At 50.1% G+C, this 22669-nt stretch carries 19 protein-coding genes and 3 pseudogenes; 12 read left to right on the top strand and 10 right to left on the bottom strand.

Annotation, left to right across the window (positions count from 1 at the left end):
- Positions 1 to 457: 457 nt before the first annotated feature.
- Positions 458 to 1966, bottom strand: a complete 1509-nt coding sequence (gene pepA, locus SIL79_RS01735; RefSeq protein ID WP_039033174.1) for a leucyl aminopeptidase — start codon at positions 1964 to 1966, stop codon at positions 458 to 460.
- Positions 1967 to 2204: 238 nt separating this feature from the next.
- On the opposite strand from pepA, the gene lptF reads away from it, so the two are divergent.
- Together lptF and lptG are read left to right on the top strand one after the other, a co-directional pair.
- Positions 2205 to 3317 (top strand): LPS export ABC transporter permease LptF, encoded by a 1113-nt coding sequence (gene lptF / locus SIL79_RS01730; RefSeq protein WP_039033175.1) that lies wholly within the window; start codon positions 2205 to 2207, stop codon positions 3315 to 3317.
- Entirely contained in the window at positions 3314 to 4372 is a 1059-nt protein-coding gene (gene lptG / locus SIL79_RS01725; RefSeq protein ID WP_028781603.1) for an LPS export ABC transporter permease LptG, read from the top strand. Before lptF ends, lptG begins: the two co-directional genes overlap by 4 nt.
- A 182-nt stretch (positions 4373 to 4554) precedes the next feature.
- Here lptG and SIL79_RS01720 read toward each other — a convergent pair whose 3' ends face one another.
- From SIL79_RS01720 to SIL79_RS01700, 5 genes are all read right to left on the bottom strand, one after another.
- Positions 4555 to 5058 carry an RDD family protein gene (locus tag SIL79_RS01720; RefSeq protein WP_039033176.1) on the bottom strand — a complete coding sequence of 168 codons (504 nt, stop codon included), beginning with the start codon at positions 5056 to 5058 and terminating at the stop codon, positions 4555 to 4557.
- Positions 5059 to 5083: 25 nt separating this feature from the next.
- Entirely contained in the window at positions 5084 to 5335 is a 252-nt protein-coding gene (locus SIL79_RS01715; RefSeq protein ID WP_025011397.1) for a DUF2960 domain-containing protein, read from the bottom strand.
- Between the two features lie 26 nt (positions 5336 to 5361).
- Complete coding sequence (locus SIL79_RS01710; RefSeq protein ID WP_025889282.1) at positions 5362 to 5712, bottom strand: DMT family protein; 351 nt, start codon at positions 5710 to 5712, stop codon at positions 5362 to 5364.
- Between the two features lie 3 nt (positions 5713 to 5715).
- Positions 5716 to 6201, bottom strand: a complete 486-nt coding sequence (locus SIL79_RS01705) for a GNAT family N-acetyltransferase (protein ID WP_319618920.1) — start codon at positions 6199 to 6201, stop codon at positions 5716 to 5718.
- 66 nt (positions 6202 to 6267) lie between these two features.
- Positions 6268 to 7758, bottom strand: a complete 1491-nt coding sequence (locus SIL79_RS01700; protein ID WP_319618919.1) for a carboxypeptidase M32 — start codon at positions 7756 to 7758, stop codon at positions 6268 to 6270.
- Between the two features lie 394 nt (positions 7759 to 8152).
- Between SIL79_RS01700 and SIL79_RS01695 the strand changes: the two genes are divergently transcribed.
- The gene (locus tag SIL79_RS01695; protein ID WP_039033177.1) at positions 8153 to 8785 is read left to right on the top strand and encodes a YqiJ family protein; all 633 of its coding nucleotides are present in this window, start codon (positions 8153 to 8155) and stop codon (positions 8783 to 8785) included.
- A 26-nt stretch (positions 8786 to 8811) separates the two neighbouring features.
- On the top strand, positions 8812 to 10644 hold the full coding sequence (locus tag SIL79_RS01690; RefSeq protein ID WP_123116802.1) for a flotillin family protein: 1833 nt from the start codon (positions 8812 to 8814) through the stop codon (positions 10642 to 10644).
- A 1803-nt stretch (positions 10645 to 12447) separates the two neighbouring features.
- Here the strand turns inward: SIL79_RS01690 and SIL79_RS01685 are convergent.
- Entirely contained in the window at positions 12448 to 12639 is a 192-nt protein-coding gene (locus SIL79_RS01685; protein ID WP_162206795.1) for a hypothetical protein, read from the bottom strand.
- A gap of 530 nt (positions 12640 to 13169) precedes the next feature.
- Here SIL79_RS01685 and SIL79_RS01680 point away from each other — a divergent pair.
- The 4 genes from SIL79_RS01680 to SIL79_RS01665 all read left to right on the top strand — a co-directional run bounded on the left by SIL79_RS01680 (position 13170) and on the right by SIL79_RS01665 (position 15884).
- Positions 13170 to 13682, top strand: a complete 513-nt coding sequence (locus SIL79_RS01680; RefSeq protein WP_162206794.1) for a hypothetical protein — start codon at positions 13170 to 13172, stop codon at positions 13680 to 13682.
- 103 nt (positions 13683 to 13785) lie between these two features.
- Positions 13786 to 14208, top strand: coding sequence for a hypothetical protein (locus SIL79_RS01675; RefSeq protein WP_152608406.1), 423 nt, complete (start codon positions 13786 to 13788; stop codon positions 14206 to 14208).
- A 112-nt stretch (positions 14209 to 14320) separates the two neighbouring features.
- Positions 14321 to 14671, top strand: coding sequence for a GIY-YIG nuclease family protein (locus SIL79_RS01670; protein ID WP_162207362.1), 351 nt, complete (start codon positions 14321 to 14323; stop codon positions 14669 to 14671).
- Positions 14672 to 14894: 223 nt separating this feature from the next.
- Complete coding sequence (locus SIL79_RS01665) at positions 14895 to 15884, top strand: transposase (protein WP_233962698.1); 990 nt, start codon at positions 14895 to 14897, stop codon at positions 15882 to 15884.
- Positions 15885 to 15979: 95 nt separating this feature from the next.
- Here SIL79_RS01665 and SIL79_RS01660 read toward each other — a convergent pair.
- Positions 15980 to 16606, bottom strand: a pseudogene (locus SIL79_RS01660) (IS256 family transposase); the annotation flags it as partial.
- A gap of 93 nt (positions 16607 to 16699) precedes the next feature.
- On the opposite strand from SIL79_RS01660, the gene SIL79_RS01655 reads away from it, so the two are divergent.
- The 3 genes from SIL79_RS01655 to SIL79_RS01645 all read left to right on the top strand — a co-directional run bounded on the left by SIL79_RS01655 (position 16700) and on the right by SIL79_RS01645 (position 19923).
- A complete protein-coding gene (locus tag SIL79_RS01655; protein WP_162207346.1) occupies positions 16700 to 17689 on the top strand; it encodes a transposase in 990 nt (329 codons plus the stop codon).
- Between the two features lie 118 nt (positions 17690 to 17807).
- Positions 17808 to 19013: an IS256 family transposase gene (locus tag SIL79_RS01650; protein WP_117199825.1), complete on the top strand. Its 1206-nt coding sequence runs from the start codon at positions 17808 to 17810 to the stop codon at positions 19011 to 19013.
- A 307-nt stretch (positions 19014 to 19320) separates the two neighbouring features.
- Positions 19321 to 19923: a CPBP family intramembrane glutamic endopeptidase gene (locus SIL79_RS01645; protein ID WP_039036193.1), complete on the top strand. Its 603-nt coding sequence runs from the start codon at positions 19321 to 19323 to the stop codon at positions 19921 to 19923.
- Between the two features lie 258 nt (positions 19924 to 20181).
- On the opposite strand, the pseudogene SIL79_RS01640 reads toward SIL79_RS01645, so the two are convergent.
- Positions 20182 to 20379: pseudogene (locus SIL79_RS01640) on the bottom strand (transposase); the annotation flags it as partial.
- A 103-nt stretch (positions 20380 to 20482) separates the two neighbouring features.
- Between SIL79_RS01640 and SIL79_RS01635 the strand changes: the two are divergent.
- On the top strand, positions 20483 to 21472 hold the full coding sequence (locus SIL79_RS01635) for a transposase (RefSeq protein ID WP_319618918.1): 990 nt from the start codon (positions 20483 to 20485) through the stop codon (positions 21470 to 21472).
- 292 nt (positions 21473 to 21764) lie between these two features.
- On the opposite strand, the pseudogene SIL79_RS01630 reads toward SIL79_RS01635, so the two are convergent.
- Positions 21765 to 22025 (bottom strand): annotated as a pseudogene (locus SIL79_RS01630) (integrase core domain-containing protein); the annotation flags it as partial.
- Positions 22026 to 22669: the final 644 nt, after the last annotated feature.

Below are 22669 nucleotides of genomic sequence, written 5' to 3'. Positions count from 1 at the left end.
TCTAGTATTTTATTTGAACAGCAGTTGTTTGGCTTGGAATCTCAACGGCAATACCAAGTGACAAAAAAAAGTGACAGGAAGTAACTGGATGAAAAGCAATGAATTAAAGCGTTCAGAGTTAAAGTAAACGGAGTCATGTCGGCTGGAACTGTATTGGCAAACTCAGCTGTGCAAACTTAGTCTGAAGCCGAGTTTTATGGGGGCTGTTTTGAGCCACTGCCTTTCAACAGGGCGGTTTATTGTGGCTTAGCTCTGTGGCTTCGCTCTGTGGTTTGAACCGTGGATGAATACTATTTTGCCCAAGCGCCGACGCTTTCGGCGATAATCAAAAGGCGGGGGCGATAATCAAAAGACGGGGAAGGAGCAGGACAAAGGGAAGCTTGGCTTTATAAAATAGCCCACAAAAAGAAAAAGCGAAGCACTGGGCTTCGCTTTTTATTAGCAGGGAGTCAGGCGCTTATTCGCCTTGCTCGACCCCGGCGCGGTTGAGCAGGAACTGCGCCAGCATAGGAACCGGACGACCGGTTGAGCCCTTGTTGGCGCCGCTGTTCCAGGCTGTACCCGCTACATCCAAGTGAGCCCAGTGGTACTTTTTGGTAAAGCGCGACAGGAAACAGGCCGCCGTGATAGAACCGGCAGGGCGTCCGCCCAGGTTGGTCATATCGGCAAATGGGCTGTCCAGCATCTCCTGGTACTCATCCCATATTGGCAGGCGCCAGGCGCGGTCACCACTCTGCTCACCGGCATTGAGTAGCTCACTCGCCAGTGGGTTATGGGCAGAGAACAGACCTGAGGCGTGTTTACCGAGCGCGATAACACAGGCACCTGTCAGAGTGGCGGTATCGACCACCAGTTCAGGGTCGAAGCGCTCCACATAGGTGAGTACATCACAAAGCACCAGACGGCCTTCGGCGTCTGTGTTGAGCACTTCCACGGTTTGACCGCTCATGGTGGTGAGAATATCACCTGGGCGATAGGCGTTGCCGGAAGGCATGTTTTCACAGCCGGCCAGTACCCCAACCACATTGATGGGCAGCTTCATTTCACAGATGGCCTTCATGGTACCCAGTACCCCGGCAGCGCCGCCCATGTCGTATTTCATTTCATCCATGGCTTCACCCGGCTTGAGTGAGATACCACCTGAGTCAAAAGTGAGGCCCTTACCCACAAGCACTATCGGCTTGGCGGTCGTGTCGACGGCGCCTTGATATTCCATCACTGTCATGATGGACTCGTTGGCACTGCCACGGCCCACGGCCAGGTAGGCGTTCATGCCAAGCTTGGCCATCTGCTCTTCACCAATAGTGCTGACCTTCAGGTTCTCATGCACTTCGGCCAATTGCCGGGCCTGTGAGGCCAGATAAGCCGGGTTGCAGATGTTGGGTGGCATATTGGCCACGTCGCGGCACAACTGCATACCGGCGGAAACGCCAACACCGTGCTCGATGGCGCGCTCGCCAACCGTCAGTTCACGGCGGGTTGGGACATTGAATACCAGTTTGCGCAGCGGGCGACGGGTCTCGCCCTTACGGGTCTTGAGTCCATCGAAGCTGTAGAGGGTAGAGCTGGTGGTTTCCACGGCCTGGCGCACTTTCCAATAAGTGTCGCGGCCTTTAACGTGCAGTTCGGTCAGGAAGCACACGGCTTCCATTGAGCCGGTATCGTTGAGGGTGTTGATCGTCTTGGTGATGATCTGCTTGTATTGGCGCTCGTCTAGTTCTCGTTCTTTTCCGCAACCTACCAGCAGAACCCGCTCACTCAGCACATTGGGTACATGATGCAGGAGCAACATCTGCCCGGGCTTACCTTCCAGATCACCGCGACGCAACAGGTTGCTGATGTAACCTTCACTGATTTTGTCCAGTTGTTCGGCGATGCCGGACAGGCGACGGGGTTCGTAAACGCCTACAACTATGCAGGCCGAGCGCTGTTTTTCGGGGCTGCCGCTCTTTACGCTAAACTCCATGAGCTCTCCTAGATTCTTTTAAAGACAAACTTTTTTATTTATTGGATAATGTCTGCTTGTGCCGCCTAAAGGCGGAAAATTTCCTGCAGCAGGGGGCTGGTTTGGCTGACAAGAATCATACGCCTGAAACAACCAAAATGCCGCCTGTTATGGTCAGAAAACTATCAAAAGTAGACAGTCTACATGAAAGTAACACTGACACCAGCAAAAAGATAAGTTTGGATACCGGATTCAGCCTGTGATTGTATTTAGATACTTGATCCGCGAAGTTTTGAAGGCACAAATAGCGGTGCTTTCAGTCTTATTAGCTATTTTTATCAGCCAGCAATTTGTTCGCATCCTGGCCGATGCCTCCGACGGCGAATTTCCCGCCTCCCTGGTGCTGACTCTGATAGGCCTTAATCTGCCCGAATTGACGGTGCTTATCCTGCCTCTGAGTCTGTTTCTGGGGATCTTGCTCGCCCACGGCCGCATGTATGCAGAAAACGAGATGGTGGTCTTTCACGGGGTCGGTATCAGCGAATGGTATGTTACCCGGGTAACCTTGATCCTGGCGTTGCTCAACAGCTTGTTTACCGGTTATCTGGCGCTTTATGTTGCGCCTTGGGCCCAGGACAAACAGCACGCGGTTTTGGAGAAGGCCCAGTCAGAGGCTGGGTTAGCCGCCCTGGTTCAGGGGCGCTTTCAAACCAGTGCCAATGGCCGGGCAGTGCTCTTTGTTGAAAAAATCAGTAAAGACAATGAATTGGAAAAAGTCTTTGTGGCCCAGCTTCCCGATGCGGAAGATGAGAGCGGCGTTACCAACCTGGTCGTGGCCCATGGTGGCCGGGTGGTGGAAGACGCAACAGGTGGCCAGCGGCTCAAGCTCGATGACGGCGTGCGTTATCAGGGAGCACCGAACCGGGTGGATTACCAGGTGATTGAGTTCGGCGGTTATCAGATGCAGCTCAAAGAGCAGGAAGTGGATGAGAGGGATCGCAAGTTATCTGCCGTGCCTTTCAAGGAGCTGCTCAATACGCCGGGGCCGGAAGCCGTAGCCGAATTCCACTGGCGACTGGCGATTCCGCTGGCTATCCCTTTGATGACGCTGATTGCTGTGCCGCTGGCGCGGGTCAATGTGCGCCAGGGCAAGTTTGCCAAGGTATTCCCGGCGGTATTGCTCTATCTTGGTTATTTCGGCTTGATGGTCGCCGGGCGCAAGGCGCTGCAGGATGAGGTGATCCCGGCCTGGCTGGGAATGTGGTGGATCCATGCCTCGGCATTGGTGATGGGCATCTTGCTGATAGGTAAGGGCAGACCTTTGGGCACTCGCCTGACCGGTCTGTTCAAACGCCGGGGGGCCGCAGCATGAAGATACTGGACTGGTATATTGCCAGAGTATTGCTCAGCACTTCTGCCCTGTGTCTGCTGATTTTGACCGGGCTTTCCGGGATCATCAAATGGGTCGATCAGCTGCGTTTGGTAGGGCGGGGCAGCTACACCATGATGGATGCCGCCGTCTATGTGCTGTTTTTGATCCCAAGAGATGTGGAGATGTTTTTCCCCATGGCCGTGTTGCTCGGGGCGCTCATCGGCATGGGCATGCTGGCCTCCAACTCTGAACTGATAGTGATGCAGGCCTCCGGCATGTCGCGGCTGCAGATCACCCTGTCGGCGATGAAGACGGCGGTTCCTTTGATGCTGATGGTAATGGTACTGGGGGAGTGGGGCGCACCGGTGGCGGAGCAGAAGGCCTATGAGCTGAAGACCAATAAGATCTCCGGCGGCAACCTGATTAAGTCTCACCGCGGGATTTGGGCCAGAGATGGAAACCTGTTCGTCAATATTGGCGAGATTGAGGATGTGACTCGTCTTGGCAATATTACCCTTTATGAGTTTGACTCTGAGCAGAAGCTGGCCAGTGTGGTGCACGCCGAGCAGGCTATTTACACCAAGGAATATTGGCGTTTATTGGAGGTTCGCCGCACTGTGTTCAAAAATGAGCAAGTGGTGCTGGATAACCTCAAGGAAGACAGATGGCCCTCCAGTTTGACACCGGACAAGCTGAGTGTGGTGTCGGTTAAACCCGATGCCCTGTCTATCCGCGGTTTGGTCGGTTATCTCGACTATCTGAAGAACAATAATCAGGATGCCAGTCGCTATGAGTTGGCGCTGTGGCGTAAGGTGATGCAACCCATCACAGTGGCTGTGATGATGCTGGTGGCGCTCTCTTTTGTGTTCGGGCCGCTTAGAACCGTCACCATGGGGGCCAGGGTATTACTCGGGGTGATAGCCGGCTTTACCTTCTATATCTGTAATGAGATCTTCGGCCCCATGAGCATAGTCTATGAGCTGCCGGCCTTGATGGGGGCCATGATGCCGAGTGTGCTGTTTACCGGCGCGGCTATCTACTATATCCGCCGCTGAGGACGCTGAGGATTGAGGGCTTGAGAGTAAAGCCGCTGCGGTTTAAAGCCTCCCTTGTTGATTAACCCTATGAAAAAGCCCTGTCACTGACAGGGCTTTTTGCTGTGGTTTGCGTATTAGTATCTAAAAAGCTCTATTTTAATGCTACCGCTACCTGGGTATTTCAGGCCATTACCTCAGAATCAGTGCCAGTTGCGCAGTGAGTTGGCTTCTTTACTGAGAAGCACCACTTCGGAGCGGGTCATGCTGTCCTGCAGTGCCAGTTTGTCACCGCTGAACAGGATCCACAGGTTGCCTATCCCCAGCAAGGACCAAACCACCCGTGCCAGCGCGGTAATAAAACTCAGGTTTTGGCCGTTGGGATGCTGCACCTTGAGGCGCCAGGCGCGCATGCCCAGCGTCTGGCCGCCCTTGGACCAAAAGAGAGCGTAAAAACCGGCCACACAGCAGGCCAGCCACAGCTGATAGAGGCCGTGATAGAGGCTGTTGCCATTGAGCAGATCCGAAACATGTTCATAGTTCCCCATGGGAATGAGGCCGGAGGCGGTCAGGCCGGTAAAGATCCCAAACCCTATGGCGCCGGCAAACATGTAGACGGCTACTGCCAGCAACAGATCATAAACGGCGGCACCGAGGCGCTTGAAAAAGCCGGCTCGGGGAAAATTGGCGTGCTCTGGATTTATCATGGCTTAACCCTCTTTTGGGCAGGTATTAACCCTGCTCTTCTTCTTTGACAAAGTGGATATGACGAAATCCCATACGGGCGAATTCACTGGTGCGATAGCTCTTCAGGGCTCCACCGCCTTTGGCTGTCATGGCGACTTGCTGCTCCATCGCCAGAAAACGGCTGAGATCTATTCCCTCGGCGGCGGCAACAGCCTCGTACATGTCGTGGTATTTGTCATAGGCAAAGTTGATCACTTTCGCGACCCCCTTGTATTCATAGGCGACCTGACGTGCCATCTTGTGTCCTCATTAAAGCAGTGGGCTCAAGCGAACTTACTGCGAAATATAAAATAAACGGCGCCGAGCATACACAACCCGGCCCAGAGATAGTCCAGTTTCAGCGGTTCTTTAAGGTAATAGAATGAAAAAGGAACAAACAGACTCAGGGTGATGACTTCCTGAAGTATCTTGAGCTGGCCCACATTCATCACACTATAACCAATACGGTTGGCCGGTACCTGCAAAAGATATTCGAACAGGGCTATGCCCCAACTGACCAAAGCGGCAATGATCCAGGGTTTACCTGAAAGGGACTTGAGGTGGCCGTACCAGGCAAAGGTCATAAAGATATTGCTCAGGCACAACAAGCCTATGGTGATGAGTGTGGGTTGCATCTGTCAGCGGGCTACCGGATAGACCATATAACTGGCGTCATCTGTATAGGTGGCCAGCGATTTTTCGATACGCTTGTGGTTAAAGCCGAGCTTTTCCCAGTAACCACAGGCGCCCTGTACTGCAACCAGTGACAAGGAACCCAGGCGCAGTTTTTCCGCCTGAAGCTTGAGGGTATCAAACAGTTTGCGTCCGGCGCCGAATCCCTGAGCTCTGTTGCTGATGGCAATATCATGCAGATAAAGGGTGTCGGCCTTGGGCAGTGTGGTAATCGCCTTGTACAGTGGCGGAGGGGTGTCTTCGGTCCAGGGATGAGCCAGACAATAGCCTACCACCTGGTCACTCTTTTCAAGGACATAGCAGGTTTGCGGTGATGCCTGCCACTTGCTCTTGAGCACATGTAAAGGTTCGGGGGCCAGAGCGTGGTAGCACTCTGTTTGAATTTCGCCTATGGCTTGCCAGTCATCCTGGCTAATGGCGCGTATCAACATCTGAATTCACTTTCTCTTTGCAGTTACTTCGTAGAAACGCGCCATTATACCATTTTTGCAGATAAATTAATCCAGATAGCGCTGCTGCAGATGGCGCTGCAGGAAGTTGGGATCCAGACTCTGCCCTGTGGCGCTGCGGATCAGTTCATCGGTTTCCAGCAGGCACCCCTTGGACCAGATCTTTTCATCCAGCCAGTCGCAAATCTGCCCCAGCTTATCCTGGCTCAGCAGGGCTTCAATGGGGCCCAACTCGGCTTCCATGGCAAATCTCAGCTGGGCGGCATACATGGCGCCCAAGGTATAGCTGGGGAAATATCCCAGTTCGCCCAAGGTCCAGTGAATATCCTGCATGCAGCCATCTTTATAATTGCCGGCAGTACTCAGCCCCAGATATTGCTGCATCTTTTGATCCCAGAAATCGGGTAGGTCTTTCACTTCCAGGCTGCCGTCGATAAAGGCCTGCTCGGCTTCAAATCGCAGCAGTATGTGCGCCGGATAGGTGACTTCATCGGCATCGACCCGGATAAGACCCGGCTTGACCCGGGTGATATTGTCGACCAGTTCATGGGCCGATACCGGGCAGTCGAGATGTCGGCGAATTCTCGGATAGAGCTTGCTGATAAAGGCGCGGCTGCCGCCGAGTTGCATCTCAAAAAACAGGCTCTGACTCTCGTGGATCCCCATGGAGCGAGACATTCCGGCGGGTTGCCCTCGCCAATCCTTTGGCAGCGCCTGCTCGTAACGGGCATGACCCGTTTCGTGAATAGTGGAGGTGAGGGCAGCGATAAAGTCGTTTTCCGTGTAGCGACTGGTGAGGCGGATATCACCGGGCACGCCACCGCAAAATGGGTGCGAGCTGACATCCAAACGCCCTTGGTTGAAATCAAATCCCAGGTATTGCATCACCTCCCGTCCCAGCAGCTTTTGGTTTGCTATCGGGTAGTCGCCGGCGCTGCTCTTGTAACTCTGGTGCAGCTGTTTGTGCTTCACTTTTTGGATAAGCTCGGGCAACCAGTCCCGCACCGCTCCGAGAGTGCTCTCCAGTCGTTTACAGGTCATGCCGGGTTCAAATCTGTCCAGCATGGCATCGTAACCTGCCTTGCCTGTGTGCGCCGAGCGAGCCTGGGCTTCTTCTCGCACCAAGGCGATTACCGCCTCGAGATTGGGGCGAAACCCTTGCCAATCGTTGTTATGCCGCTGTTCGCGCCATTGGTTTTCACAGCGATAACCCGCCAGCGTCTTGGCCTGCACCAAGTCCCCCGGCACGGCGATGGCTTGGGCGTAGTGCCAGCGCATTTCTCTGAGATTGGCCCTCTGTTCGATACTGAGTTCGGCGGCTTTGGCTTCGGCGCCATCCAGCCATTCGGCAAGCCGGGGCGAGGTTTTTAAACTGTGAATGTGTAATGCCAACTCGGCCATCGCCTCGGAGCGGGCCTCGCTGCCGCCCATAGGCATCATGGTGGCTTGATCCCAGTCCCCCAGGGCACTGAAATGCTCGAAGTGGCTGATGGTGCGAAAGTGCTGGCAAAGATGTTGGTATTCGGTTTTGGCAGTCATGGTTTGCTCTAAAATAATGGCATGCATCAGAGGGAACAGTTCTTATGCTAACCAAGCCAAGGGATCGTTCTCAAGTGTTTTTCGGCAGTTTTTGTTTTTGCGAAATGTAATTAAATTAATGCCTTGTAATAAAAAACAAAGTTTGCAATTCGGTTTTTGTCTGGGCGTTGCTGGGGTAAACCTTGTGGTTTGTTGCAACACTAACCCAAGCAAAGATAGCCTCAGTATGGAGTGGCTAACATTAATGTGAGCCGCTGCAGATTTCTGACGTTAAATGCAGATAAAAGCTATTGGAGTCAAAGCTTGCCAAGGGGTACACTCAGTAACGACCTGAAATAAACAGGCTTATATGGAATATTGACGACAGGTACAGTCGTCTACAAGGAGGAATCCTGTGCTGGACTTTTTTCTGGCCCAGTCCAATCTGCCCTATGCTGTAGCCTTGGCGATAGTGGCACTGCTTGGAGTGATAGAGGGACTCACACTAATTGCGGGTATCAGCCTGATGGCCGCTATGGATGACTGGCTTCCCGATGCCGATCTTGATACTGACCTGCCTCAGGGGGGACTGACAGCGCTGGCCGGTTGGCTCTGCCTGGATAGGCTGCCTGTGCTCATCTGGTTTGTACTGGCACTGGGATGTTTCAGTATTACGGGCTACCTGCTTAACTATTTTTCCTGGCTGCTCACCTCGGCCCTGTTGCCGCAAGTGTTTTCCTTGTTGCTGGCCTTGCCGCTGGCGGCGGTTGCCTGCCATTTCCTCGGTGGGCAGTTGGCCAGAATCCTTCCCAAAAATGAATCCAGCGCCGTCTCAATCGAAGATCTCAGCGGCAGCGTCGGCACAGTAACACTCGGCTGCGCCATCAAGGGTAATCCCAGCGAGGCCGTGGTTCAGGATCAATACCGTCAGAAACACTATGTCCTGGTCGAACCCGAGGACGAAGACACCGAATTCCCGGCAGGGGTGCAAGTGGTGCTGCTAAGACGCAGTGGCCGCGTGTGGTCTGCCACCCGTTTTGAACAATAATCCAACCAAAGAAGGAAACAACAGGAATGGAAACCATCCCGGGTTTAAATACCAGCGGCACCAGTATGCTGCTGTTTACCGCAGGCGCAGTAGTGCTCTGTTTGTTGGTGATAGGGTTTATTTTTGCCAAGCTCTATTGCCGCGCCACCAAAGAGATGGCCTTTGTGCGCACGGGTTTCGGTGGTGAAAAGGTAGTCAAAGATGGCGGCGCCATTGTCCTGCCGGTACTGCATGAAATTATTCACGTCAATATGAACACCCTGCGCATCGAGGTGGGCAAGACCCAAAAAGATGCCCTGATCACCAAAGACAGAATGCGGGTGGACGTCAAGGCCGACTTTTACTTGAGGGTGGCCCCCAATGCCGAAGGTATCTCCATGGCGGCCCAGACATTGGGCGGTCGTACCAATAGGGTGGAAGAGCTCAAGAAGCTGATGGAGTCCAAGTTTGTTGACGTGCTGCGCGCCGTGGCTGCCGAAATGAACATGACAGAGATGCACGAACAGCGGGCCGACTTTGTACAGCGGGTGCAGAACAACGTTGCCAATGATCTCGAGAAAAACGGTCTGGAACTGGAGTCGGTTTCTCTGACAGGTTTTGACCAGACAGAGCTGGAGTTCTTCAATGAGAACAACGCCTTCGACGCCGAAGGTCGTGCCAGACTCGCCAAGATCATCGAAGAAAAGCGCAAAGAAACCAACGATATTCAGCAGGACAACCGGATCCAGATTGAGCTGCGTAACCTGGAAGCCGAAAAAGAGTCGCTGAACATTGAAAAGGCCGAAGAGGAAGCACGTTTGATCCAGCAGCAGGCACTGGAGTTCAAGCGCGCCGAACAAAAGGCCGAGATCATCAAGCAGAAAGAGCAAAAGCAGCGTGAGGAGCGGGAGGCGGAAATCGCCAAGGAACGCGCCATCGAGTCGGCGGAAATAGAAAAGACCAAAGACATAGAAACCCGCGAAATTGAAAAGCGTAAGCAAATTGAGCAGGCCAGAATTCAGCAGCTGCGAGATATCGAAGTCTCCGAACAGGAGAAACAGATTGCGGTTGCCGCCAAGTCGGAAGAAGAATCTGCCGCCAGGGCCCGCGCCGCCGAGGCCGAAAAGCTCAAGGTTGAAAAAGAGGAAGCGGTAATCACAGTGCGTCAGGTGGCTGAGGCTAATCGTCGCAAAGAGATTGAAGTTATCGACGCCCGTAAAGAGGCAGAGCGGGAAGCCGTTGGGGTCACAGTTCAGGCTGAAGCCGAGAAACGCGCCGCCGAAGATAGATCCATAGCGATACTGACCGAAGCCCGCGCCAGTGCCGATGCCAAGATGCTCAAGGCCGAGGCCGATGAGAAGGTGTATGCGGTGGAAGCGGCCGGTAAACAGGCGCTGCACGAAGCCGAGAACGTGTTGCGTGACGAGCAAGTCGCCCTGCAGCGCTCACTGGCGATCCTCAAAGTTCTGCCGGAAATCGTCGCCAATGCGGTTAAACCGCTGGAAAACATCGAAGGCATCAAGATCCTTCAAGGCTATGGCAGCGGCGTAACCGGCCAACTGGGGACTGCTTCTGATGGCGCAGGTGTCAAGGGCGGCATTGCCGAGCAGGTTACCAGTGCGGCGCTCAACTACCGTGCCAATGCGCCTGTGGTCGATGCCATGCTCAGAGAGTTGGGGCTGGTAGATGCCGAAAAGGGCGGGCTGAATGATCTGCTGAGCGGCAACAACATGCTCACCCATGAAGCGTTGCAAATCGCCCGGGATACCAAGGCCAGTGCCGAGCCCAAAGTGGAGACGGTAAAGCCTGTCAGCCAAAACAATGTGGCCTATGAAGTGACTTTGGATATAGATAAGCCTGAGCAACCGAGAAACGCTTAAGCCCAGTTGTACTCATCAATGAATGCCCTCCATCGAAGGGCATTTTCTTATCAGGCATAGCTTGTTCTTATCAGGTATAGCCTTGGAAAATTCGTTTTCAATTTTCCAAGCCGGCCTCGGCTACGCCAATATGCAAATAACGCCTAGCGGCGGCTTTGAAGGGGAATCGGTGTAATTCTGTTAGCGCTGAGTAGCTTGGAACATCAGAAGTGTCTGCAGACATACACCTCATTTCCAGGCACAGGCGGAACTGTGACCTTCCGAGGCATGGATGCCGAGGCAGAGCTTACAGGGAAGTACTCGCAGCGAGTCACAGGATCGCCTGTGCATAAGCCTGCGGCAGGCAATGGGAGACGTCCGTCGCTGGAAGCTCAATCAACGTTATTTGGCTATTTGGGGCTGAAAGCCATGCTAGCCGCTGTGGCAGCGGCCTAAAGTCGTGGTGTTCCACACCACACCGGGCAAGGGGCTTTGCTTGTCCAAAGCCCCTTGCATCCCCAAGGACACCCCGACGTAGCCGAAATCCCCGCTGGCTTATGAAACAAATTGGCTACACTCAGGACTCGCATCCTTGCTCGACCTTCGAGCCTCGACATCCCTGTCTCGGCTACGCCAATTTGCAACAACGCCAGCGGCGGCTCCGAAGGGGGCATTGGTGCAATTCTGTTAGTCCTGAGTAGCTTGAAATATCTGAAGAGTTTGCAGACATACACCTATTTTCCAGGCACAGGCGGAACTGTGACCTTCCGAGCCAGGGCTGGCGAGGCAGAGCTTACAAGGACGTACTTGCAGCGAGTCACAGGATCGCCTGTGCGAAAGGTGCACCACAGGTGATGGGGGGGCAAATTAACCAGCAGCTCAGCGCAAGTTTTTTGGTGAGTTTGGGCTTAAAGCCATGCTAGCCGCTGTGCCAGCGGCCTAAAGTCGTGGAGCTTCGCCCCACACCCGAGGAAAGGGGGGCTGTATCGACTCGCCCTTTCCAAACCCCCAGCGACCCGCGACGCAGCGGAAACCCCTTGTGCTTATGATGTCAATTCGCTATCGCGCCAGACGCTCATCCCTGATTCGACTGGCGCTGCTTCGGCATCCATGCCTCGCTACGCGATTGTCATCAACGCCCTGCGGCCGCTTCGAGCGGGAGCCGGTGCAATTCTGTGACAATGGAGTAGTTTGAAATATTTGAGAGATCTGCAGATATACGCCTAATTCTAGGCACAGGCGGAACTGTGACCTTCCGAGGCATGGATGCCGAGGCAGAGCTTAACTCGCAGCGAGTCACAGGATCGCCTGTGCATAAGCCTGCGGCAGGCAATGGGAGACGTCCGTCGCTGGAAGCTCAATCAACGTTATTTGGCTATTTGGGGCTGAAAGCCATGCTAGCCGCTGTGGCAGCGGCCTAAAGTCGTGGTGTTCCACACCACACCGGGCAAGGGGCTTTGCTTGTCCAAAGCCCCTTGCATCCCCAAGGACACCCCGACGTAGCCGAAATCCCCGCTGGCTTATGAAACAAATTGGCTACACTCAGGACTCGCATCCTTGCTCGACCTTCGAGTCTCGACATCCCTGTCTCGGCTACGCCAATTTGCAATAACGCCAGCGGCGGCTCCGAAGGGGGCATTGGTGCAATTCTGTTAGCGCTGAGTAGCTTGAAATATTTGAAAGATCTGCAGACATACACCTCATTTCCAGGCACAGGCGGAACTGTGACCGTCGAAAACAGGGACGTTTTCGTCGAGCGCCCAGGGATGGGTTCACAGCGCGTCACAGGATCGCCTGTGCGAAAGGCGCACCGCAGGTGATTGGCTACACCGTGGCCGGAAGCTCGGCCAGTACTAACTTAGGAACTTTTGGCTGGAAGCTATGATAGCCGCTGTTCCAGCGGCTTAAAGTCGTGTCGCTTTGGGTTTCAAACCCAGTCAATTCTACTTCAAAAATAAACCAAATCAGGGTTTTGTTGCCTTTGTCAAAACTTGACCTTTGGCTAATTGTTTTCACATTCAATGCTGGCTATTGTATAACCAATTCAAAAGCTTAGATTTAGCACTTCCTTAAGCTTAAGGCCGAAAGCAGTAGCACTTTTCCGTTTTCAGCGGAATGTAGGGACAAACAGAGTTTGGACCCGTGCGGTAGCCATGGCTTTACTTAACTTTTTTTTGTAAGGCCTGGGTTGTAGGGCTCTCGGTTGTACGGCTTGGCGCGCTTATGACAAACACCTCAGAACTGATTTTTATACAGTATTATTGCCGTTCCAGGAAAAATGCCGGGAATTTGTAGCTAAGTTTGCGCGTTATTTCTGTAACATTTTAGAAAATAGCATCAAATTCATAATGTTAAAAAATACAGCTGGTAGATAATAGGTTTGGAAACCACGCATGCGCGTTTAGCTGCAAGGGATATTAGGACTAAACTCTATTATATCCAGCTAATACAAACAGATAGCGATGCGCGTTTACACTCATCTGAGGACTAAAACGCGCATGCGCACTATACAGCTGTTAGGCAATGAATCAAGGAGTTAGAGAATTATGAGTATAAATGACGATCATCTCTATCACGGGGCAGCTTTAACTCAGATAGCTGAACACCCTCAGTTTACTGCTATAAACGCATTCAGGGATGGAAAGAAGATATCTAGAAGTAGTTTTTTGATTAATCAAGATATCGCTGTTTATCTTAAGTACGCATCGAAGCCGACAGGGAGGTATAAAGAATATATTTTTAATTTCAGAAAAGAGCACTTGGAAGAAATAGAAGAAATTGAAAAACGCTCAAAAAAAGCATTAATATCATTGGTGTGCGTTCAAGATAGAGAGATATGTCTTTTCTCCAGATCTGATCTAATGGAAATGATTGAAGCAAGGATAAGAGAGAAGGGTTCTGAGGAAGATGTATATACTGTTATTGTTGTCGCTCCTAAGGGGAAAAGCCTCAGGCTCTATATGAATGCACCAGGGGTTAAAGGGACAAAGCTATCTGAAAAGATTATTTCTAGAAATCTATTTCCAAATAAGATATTTGAGGAGTCAGATAATGCATAACAAAGTTATCAAATTGACCTCAATACGCTACGCTTCTATCGGCAATTTATAACGGCGTTAGGCATCTATGTTCAGTACAATGAATCAGCATAAGTATCTCGATATGATTGAGATACAAGAAACCTATAAAGACTGTCTCAGAATAGTAATAGCGGAGGCTGGTGTATCTGATGCGTCACCGGGAATAACATCAGAAGAAGAGCCAAATGAGGCACTGCGAGAGTTATTGAACACGAGCAAGCCCATAGAGGTAACCGACAGCAGTGCTCACTATGAAATCATCTTCGATGATTACATAGCATATGCAGTTACAAATGAAAGCTATGCTGGAGGCATCGAAGAAAAGTTCGAGGGTAGGCTTGCACGAGTTTACTCGGAGTCAGCGTTTCTAAACTATATTGGCCAAGGTACATTCGCTACAGCAGAGTATCCTGGCCCATTTGTTCACTATGGCTTTTGCTGCTTAAACCAAATCATAGATGTTGTTTCTGAAAGTCCTCCAACAGTGAAATTAATTAATGCCTAAAAAGTCAATCAACTTCGCGCCTACGGCGCCGGACAGCTTACACTACGCTTCGCTTCATTCTAGCTGCCGGTTATTGGTGCGTTTAGAGCTACCGTGACATATGGATAACTAAATGGATATTGATATCGAAGGGCATGAATATCTGACTTTTGTTCCGGGACAATGGAAGCAGAAGGGGCAGGCTCCTATTGAATGGTTTAAAGAAAACTTCCCAAAGTTTATATATCCCCCTGAGCACATTGTTCAAAATTCTGTGCCCTATGAACTGAATGATGGACCAAATAAAGGGGGCGTGTATTTCTTAATTGACCAAAATAGGGTTGCGTATGTAGGAGTATCAAACGCTATATATCGCAGGCTCATACAGCATTATAAAAACAGAGTGCCATTCACACACTATTGGTGCTTTGGGGGTATGCCTGAAATGTTCGTTCAAGCAATAGAATCCTATAGAAAAAGATAGGACAGCCATATCTTTTTGATGTTTCGCCCAGCTTTGACTAGGCTTTGAAATACCCATCAAAGCTCAGTCGAGGTTGGTTATGACCACAGCCCGTCGCCAGTTGATAGATGCTGAAAGTACGCCCTTTTACCAAGAAAAAGATAGGACAGCCATATCTTTTTGATGTTTCGCCCAGCTTTGACTAGGCTTTGAAATACCCATCAAAGCTCAGTCGAGGTTGGTTATGACCACAGCCCGTCGCCAGTTGATAGATGCTGAAAGTACGCCCTTTTACCACGTGATTAACCGTTGCGTGAGAAGGGCATTTTTGTGTGGTGAAGATGCACTGTCGGGGCGCAGTTACGAACATAGGCGTGGCTGGATAGTGGATAAAATCAGGCAGTTGTCGTCAATATTCTGCATCGACGTTTGCGCTTATGCGGTCATGAGTAATCACTACCATTTGGTGCTCAAAATCGACCTTGCTGCGCAACAATCGTTGTCACCATTTGAAGTCATCGAGCGTTGGACATTGCTCTTTAGCGGCAATCCTGTGGCGGCAAAGTTCCTCAAGGGCGATAGTCTCTCAGAAGGTGAGCGAATACTGTTGGATACGCTGATTAGCGATTGGCAGGAACGCCTTGGCAGTATCAGTTGGTTTATGCGCTGTTTAAACGAAGATATCGCCCGCAAAGCCAATCGAGAAGATGGCTGCAAGGGTGTATTCTGGGAAGGGCGCTTTAAGTCGCAGGCGCTGCTCGATGAACAGGCGCTGCTGGCCTGCATGATGTATGTGGATTTAAATCCCATTCGCGCAGGTATTGCAGATTCGCTGCAAACTTCTGATTACACATCCATTCAGGAGCGCATAGAAGAAGTTGCTGAGCCAGCAACTGCCAACGCTTCACTTAAGCCACTGCTGCAATTTGATGGTGCAGCCACTGCCACCGAACAAAGCGGCATCCCATTTCACTTTGCCGACTATCTGGAGCTGATTGATTGGACAGGCCGGGCGGTGCGGGAAGACAAGCGTGGCTTTATTGCCTCTACCAGGCCCAAACTACTGCTTGAGCTTGGTATCAGTGACGATGCCTGGATAACTTCCGCTAAGGAGTTTCGCCGTCAGTACAGTGGCATGAGTGGCCGATGGGATGCAATGTGTGCCATGAAGGCCAAATATGGCGGTAAATGGTGCCGGGGTAAGCAACAAAGCCAAGCAATACATCCCCATTAACTTTAAGCCGTTGGAAATTTTGCAGAAACAGGCTTAAGCCTGCCGTAGGCATGCCTAGCAACGAGGGTGTTCAAAATTCTGTGTCACGTTAAAAATCACAGATCGATGTGAGCATCCAGTCGTCCTTCAAAATGGATGGACAGCTGAGATAGCGTTAAATTCCAGTTTTGAATCGGGTGTGACCACCGCTCCTGAGCCTTCAATATACCGGCGTAGAGCAGTTTGAGTAAACTGTTCTCGTTGGCAAAACCACCCTTGGTTTTCGTCAGTTTACGAAACTGACGATGTACGGCCTCAACCGCGTTCGTGGTGTAGATAGCCTTACGCACGTATTCCGGGTACTTAAAATAGGTCGATAACAGCGCCCACTTGTTGCGCCAGGACTTGATGACCACAGGATATTTGTCGCCCCATTTGGCTTCCAGCTCGTCCAGCGCCATCTCAGCTGCATTGAGGGTTGTGGCTTTATAGACACACTTTAAATCAGCCATAAACGCCTTCTGGTTTTTAGACGCTACGTATTTCATTGAGTTACGAATTTGATGAATGATGCATGACTGCACCTCTGTATGTGGGTAAATGGTTTCAATGGCTTCAGGGAAGCCTTTAAGGCCATCGACACAGGCAATCAGGATGTCTTTAATACCGCGACTATGAAGATCGGTTAGTATACTTAGCCACTGATGTGCACCTTCAGTGTCTGAGATATACAAGCCCAACAGTAACTGTCTATGAGGACAGCCATATCTTTTTGATGTTTCGCCCAGGCTTGACTAGGCTTTGAAATACCCATCAAAGCTCAGTCGAGGTTGGTTATGACCACAGCCCGTCGCCAGTTGATAGATGTTGAAAGTACGCCCTTTTACCACGTGATTAATCGCTGTGTGAGAAGGGCATTTTTGTGTGGTGAAGATGCACTGTCGGGGCGCAGTTACGAGCATAGACGTGGCTGGATAGTGGATAAAATCAGGCAGTTGTCGTCAATATTCTGCATCGACGTTTGCGCTTATGCGGTCATGAGTAATCACTACCATTTGGTGCTCAAAATCGACCTTGCTGCGCAACAATCATTGTCGCCATTTGAAGTCATCGAGCGTTGGACAGGGCTCTTTAGTGGCAATCCTGTGGCGGCAAAGTTCCTCAAGGGCGATAGTCTCTCAGAAGGTGAGCGAATACTGTTGGATACGCTGATTAGCGATTGGCAGGAACGCCTTGGCAGTATCAGTTGGTTTATGCGCTGTTTAAACGAAGATATCGCCCGCAAGGCCAATCGAGAAGATGGTTGCAAGGGCGTATTCTGGGAAGGACGCTTTAAGTCGCAGGCGCTGCTCGATGAACAGGCGCTGCTGGCCTGCATGATGTATGTGGATTTAAATCCCATTCGCGCAGGTATTGCAGATTCACTGCAAACTTCTGATTACACATCCATTCAGGAGCGCATAGAAGAAGTTGCTGAGCCAGCAACTGCCAACGCTTCACTTAAGCCACTGCTGCAATTTGATGGTGCAGCCACTACCGCCGAACAAAGCGGCATCCCATTTCACTTTGCCGACTATCTGGAGTTGATTGATTGGACAGGCCGGGCGGTGCGGGAAGACAAGCGTGGCTTTATTGCCTCTACCAGGCCCAAACTACTGCTTGAGCTTGGTATCAGTGACGATGCCTGGATAACTTCCGCCAAGGAGTTTCGCCGTCAGTACAGTGGCATGAGTGGCCGATGGGATGCGATGTGTGTCATGAAGGCCAAATATGGCGGTAAATGGTGCCGGGGTAAGCAACAAAGCCAAGCAATACATCCCCATTAACCTTAACCCCTTGGTGATATTGCAGCAACAGGCTTAAGCCTGCCGTTGGCCTACCTGGCAACGGTAGTGTTCATAAATCTGTGTCATTTGAGTAATATACACCCAAAAGGATATTCAAATGACCAAACCTACATTTGACATGGAAGCCGCCATTGAAGCTCTGCGTGCAGGTAAAGACCTGACCGGCAAAGATGGTATTCTCACACCACTCATTAAACAGCTTACTGAAGCGGCCCTCAATGTTGAGCTCGACCAACATCTTGAAGATAAGCAGCCTGGTAATCGCAGAAATGGCAAGACCAGTAAGACACTGAAGACCGCTACCGGTAGCTTTGAGCTGCATACTCCGCGTGACCGAGATGGCACCTTCGAGCCTCAGGTTGTAAAAAAGAACCAGACATACCTGACCGATGAGATGGAGCGGAAAATCATTGCGCTATTTTCACTGGGCACAAGTTATCAGGATATTCGTGCCCATATCGCCGATATCTACGGCATTGAAGTCCCCAATGGCACCATCAGCGCCATTACTGATAAACTGCTACCTGAGCTTCAGGCTTGGCGTGAACGTGATTTAGAAGCCCTGTATCCCATCCTCTGGCTTGATGCTATTCACTATAAAATCAAAGAGAATGGCCGCTTTGTCAGCAAAGCTGTGTACACCATTCTGGCGCTCAATGTAGAAGGAAAAAAGGAGCTGTTGGGCTTGTATATCTCAGACACTGAAGGTGCACATCAGTGGCTAAGTATACTAACCGATCTTCATAGTCGCGGTATTAAAGACATCCTGATTGCCTGTGTTGATGGCCTTAAAGGCTTCCCTGAAGCCATTGAAACCATTTACCCACATACAGAGGTGCAGTCATGCATCATTCATCAAATTCGTAACTCAATGAAATACGTAGCGTCTAAAAACCAGAAGGCGTTTATGGCTGATTTAAAGTGTGTCTATAAAGCCACAACCCTCAATGCAGCTGAGATGGCGCTGGACGAGCTGGAAGCCAAATGGGGCGACAAATATCCTGTGGTCATCAAGTCCTGGCGCAACAAGTGGGCGCTGTTATCGACCTATTTTAAGTACCCGGAATACGTGCGTAAGGCTATCTACACCACGAACGCGGTTGAGGCCGTACATCGTCAGTTTCGTAAACTGACGAAAACCAAGGGTGGTTTTGCCAACGAGAACAGTTTACTCAAACTGCTCTACGCCGGTATATTGAAGGCTCAGGAGCGGTGGTCACACCCGATTCAAAACTGGAATTTAACGCTATCTCAGCTGTCCATCCATTTTGAAGGACGACTGGATGCTCACATCGATCTGTGATTTTTAACGTGACACAGAATTTTGAACACCCTCCTGGCAACCGCTGTTTTTGTATGAAGCACGCAGATTACTCGTCTTAGAGAGTCTACTTCCAATATTTCATCGTCATTTATAAACAATTGAGACCGAATGATATGCTTCCTCGTGGCTCGAAAAGTGTTTAGGATGTCTTGTATGTTTTTTCTTGTATGTTTTTTGCGGTGTACTTCTGTTTGATTGTTGATTTGGATAGATCAATCACCAGTGTATCACTGCAACCTTTTCTACCTCCATGCACCATAAATCATCATAGTTCAATAGATATGTCATGAATCATAAACCTATATATTTAACTTTAGCCATCATCATATCAACGATGGGGACATTTGTTGTAATTAATGTATTTTCAGATTTTCCTGGGTTTGTTGCATACTTAGGCTTCACTAGTGAAGGGTATGGCACTTTTTTAAGCTGGAATTTAGCCCTATTTGTGACTGTCTTATACTGCTACAGTGCTTCGAAAATCTCTGACGTTAAACAATACATGTTCAAAGTAGACTTGTTAAAAATGGTTGTAGTCGTTGCGGCTTTATGTGCAGGAATCGTAGAAGAAATAGTATTTAGAAAGTGGGTAATGGATTACCTAGCTTCTGAAAACTTCTCTTTCTTTATCCAAATTATTGCATCTGGCCTAGCTTTTGGTGTTGTTCATTTGATTTGGGGTTTGAGGAATATCAAAGCCGGTATCAATGCCGCTTTCTCTACATTTATGCTGGGGTTAGCTTTAGGGGTTGTTTACTGGGTAGGTGATCGAAGCTTAGCGCCATGTATTGCGGCTCATTTTTTCATCTCTGCGTTAATTGAACCAGGTTTATTAATATCAGCTCAAAAAGATAAATTAGGGTACTGGTCTGAAAAAACAAACAAGTAGAGGTAGTGGAATGACTCATTTAATTTTGACTATTCATGCATTTTTACATGCGTGACAAGATCAGAACAGCTATTTGCAATCAATTGCTCCGGACACAGCTCAAATATGCACATAAACACGCTAAACTTGCACGTTAATAGTTATTAAAATGCAAAAGGGATGTGTGAGTCTTAAGTATCCCTGAATTAGTTTTAACTAATGATATTTTCAGGAATTAGTTAATCGCGAATTCAACTCCGAAGTGCACCACTCGCTAAATTAGGCTGCCTTGCGTAATTCATTGAATACCGCAATAGGTTGCCTGAAGCCGAGGCACTTTCTCGGTCTGGCATTTAATGCCCGTTCAATCTCACTAATTTGCCTATCTGTTACCGTCCGCAAATCGGTGCCTTTCCGTATGTATTGCCGCAGCAAACCGTTGAAGTTTTCATTCAGTCCGCGTTCCCAGGACGAATAAAGAAAAAAGATCGAAAAAGATAGGACAGCCATATCTTTTTGATGTTTCACACAGCTTTGACTAGGCTTTGAAATACCCATCAAAGCTCAGTCGAGGTTGGTTATGACCACTGCCCGTCGCCAGTTGATAGATGCTGAAAGTACGCCCTTTTACCACGTGATTAACCGTTGCGTGAGAAGGGCATTTTTGTGTGGTGAAGATGCACTGTCGGGGCGCAGTTACGAGCATAGACGTGGCTGGATAGTGGATAAAATCAGGCAGTTGTCGTCAATATTCTGCATCGACGTTTGCGCTTATGCGGTCATGAGTAATCACTACCATTTGGTGCTCAAAATCGACCTTGCTGCGCAACAATCATTGTCGCCATTTGAAGTCATCGAGCGTTGGACCGGGCTCTTTAGTGGCAATCCTGTGGCGGCAAAGTTCCTCAAGGGCGATAGTCTCTCAGAAGGCGAGCGAATACTGTTGGATACGCTGATTAGCGATTGGCAGGAACGCCTTGGCAGTATCAGTTGGTTTATGCGCTGTTTAAACGAAGATATCGCCCGCAAGGCCAATCGAGAAGATAGTTGCAAGGGTGTATTCTGGGAAGGGCGCTTTAAGTCGCAGGCGCTGCTCGATGAACAGGCGCTGCTGGCCTGCATGATGTACGTGGATTTAAATCCCATTCGCGCCGGTATTGCAGATTCGCTGCAAACTTCTGATTACACATCCATTCAGGAGCGCATAGAAGAAGTTGCTGAGCCAGCAACTGCCAACGCTTCACTTAAGCCACTGCTGCAATTTGATGGTGCAGCCACTACCGCCGAACAAAGCGGCATCCCATTTCACTTTGCCGACTATCTGGAGCTGATTGATTGGACAGGCCGGGCGGTGCGGGAAGACAAGCGTGGCTTTATTGCCTCTACCAGGCCCAAACTACTGCTTGAGCTTGGTATCAGTGACGATGCCTGGATAACTTCCGCTAAGGAGTTTCGCCGTCAGTACAGTGGCATGAGTGGCCGATGGGATGCAATGTGTGCCATGAAGGCCAAATATGGCGGTAAATGGTGCCGGGGTAAGCAACAAAGCCAAGCAATACATCCCCATTAACCTTAAACCCTTGGTGATTTTGCAGAAACAGGCTTAAGCCTGCCGTTGGCCTGCCTGGTAACTGCAGTTTTTGTATGAAGCATGCAGATTACTCGTCTTAGAGAGTCTACTTCCAAAAATACGTCGTTATTTATCAGAGACTGACCCCTGCAACGAGCTTCCTTGCGGCTCAGAAAGTGTTTAGGATGTCCTGTATATTCTTTCTTAGCTAATGATATTTTCAGGAATTAGTTAATACCTGTGAAACATATAATATAGAATTGAACATCCGATACATATAAGTCTGTAGTGGTCAAGTTAAATTGGCCACGGTTTTGTATTCAAGCCAGTATCTTCGCTCTGACTCGTTCGGTGTAAGCCCACCGTTATATTGATGCGGTCTAAGCTGACTGTAATACCCCGTCACGTATCGTGATATTTCAACCCGAGCCTCACTGATACTTCGGTAGCCGGTCATCGGTATCCATTCTGTTTTCAAGCTTCTGAAGAAACGCTCCATCGGACTATTGTCCCAGCAGTTTCCTCGTCTGCTCATGCTTTGCTTTATCTGATAAGAAAGATAGGACAGCCATACCTTTTTGATGCTTTACACAGCTTTGACTAGGCTTTGAAATACCCATCAAAGCTCAGTCGAGGTTAGTTATGACCGTTGCCCGTAAAACAACAAAGACACCCATTATTAGCTGTGAGTAGCTTGAAATATCTGAAGAGTTTGCAGACATACACCTATTTTCCAGGCACAGGCGGAACTGTGACCGTCGAAAACAGGGACGTTTTCGTCGAGGCTACATGGACGTATTCACGCCGAGTCACAGGATCGCCTGTGCGAAAGGTGCACCGCAGGTGATGAGTTACAACTTAGCTAGCCGCTAGGATCAAGTTCATTAGTGAGTTTTGGCTTAAAGCCATGATTGTCGCTGTGCCAGCGGCGTAAAGTCGTGGAGCTTCGCCCCACACCCGAGGAAAGGGGGCTGTATCGACTCGCCCCCTTTCCAAACCCCCAGCGACCCGCGACGCAGCGGACAACCCCTTGTGCTTATGATGTCAATTCGCTATCGCGCCAGACGCTCATCCCTGATTCGACTGGCGCTGCTTCGGCATCCATGCCTCGCTACGCGATTGTCATCAACGCCCTGCGGCCGCTTCGAGCGGGAGCCGGTGCAATTCTGTGACAATGGAGTAGCTTGAAATATTTGA

The sequence above is a fragment of the Shewanella indica genome (assembly GCF_033842865.1).
Classification (GTDB): Bacteria; Pseudomonadota; Gammaproteobacteria; order Enterobacterales; family Shewanellaceae; genus Shewanella; species Shewanella indica.
The sequence above is the reverse complement of the archived record's forward strand: the minus strand, read 5'-3'. Positions and strand labels throughout refer to the sequence as shown.

Bases quoted from the DNA above. Each gene is read 5' to 3' on its own strand.
- pepA (WP_039033174.1), bottom strand. From the start codon at position 1,966: ATGGAGTTTAGCGTAAAGAGCGGCAGCCCCGAAAAACAGCGCTCGGCC.
- lptG (WP_028781603.1), top strand. From the start codon at position 3,314: ATGAAGATACTGGACTGGTATATTGCCAGAGTATTGCTCAGCACTTCT.
- SIL79_RS01720 (WP_039033176.1), bottom strand. From the start codon at position 5,058: ATGATAAATCCAGAGCACGCCAATTTTCCCCGAGCCGGCTTTTTCAAG.
- SIL79_RS01715 (WP_025011397.1), bottom strand. From the start codon at position 5,335: ATGGCACGTCAGGTCGCCTATGAATACAAGGGGGTCGCGAAAGTGATC.
- SIL79_RS01710 (WP_025889282.1), bottom strand. From the start codon at position 5,712: ATGCAACCCACACTCATCACCATAGGCTTGTTGTGCCTGAGCAATATC.
- SIL79_RS01705 (WP_319618920.1), bottom strand. From the start codon at position 6,201: ATGTTGATACGCGCCATTAGCCAGGATGACTGGCAAGCCATAGGCGAA.
- SIL79_RS01700 (WP_319618919.1), bottom strand. From the start codon at position 7,758: ATGACTGCCAAAACCGAATACCAACATCTTTGCCAGCACTTTCGCACC.
- SIL79_RS01690 (WP_123116802.1), top strand. From the start codon at position 8,812: ATGGAAACCATCCCGGGTTTAAATACCAGCGGCACCAGTATGCTGCTG.
- SIL79_RS01680 (WP_162206794.1), top strand. From the start codon at position 13,170: ATGAGTATAAATGACGATCATCTCTATCACGGGGCAGCTTTAACTCAG.
- SIL79_RS01675 (WP_152608406.1), top strand. From the start codon at position 13,786: ATGATTGAGATACAAGAAACCTATAAAGACTGTCTCAGAATAGTAATA.
- SIL79_RS01670 (WP_162207362.1), top strand. From the start codon at position 14,321: ATGGATATTGATATCGAAGGGCATGAATATCTGACTTTTGTTCCGGGA.
- SIL79_RS01665 (WP_233962698.1), top strand. From the start codon at position 14,895: ATGACCACAGCCCGTCGCCAGTTGATAGATGCTGAAAGTACGCCCTTT.
- SIL79_RS01655 (WP_162207346.1), top strand. From the start codon at position 16,700: ATGACCACAGCCCGTCGCCAGTTGATAGATGTTGAAAGTACGCCCTTT.
- SIL79_RS01650 (WP_117199825.1), top strand. From the start codon at position 17,808: ATGACCAAACCTACATTTGACATGGAAGCCGCCATTGAAGCTCTGCGT.
- SIL79_RS01645 (WP_039036193.1), top strand. From the start codon at position 19,321: ATGAATCATAAACCTATATATTTAACTTTAGCCATCATCATATCAACG.
- SIL79_RS01635 (WP_319618918.1), top strand. From the start codon at position 20,483: ATGACCACTGCCCGTCGCCAGTTGATAGATGCTGAAAGTACGCCCTTT.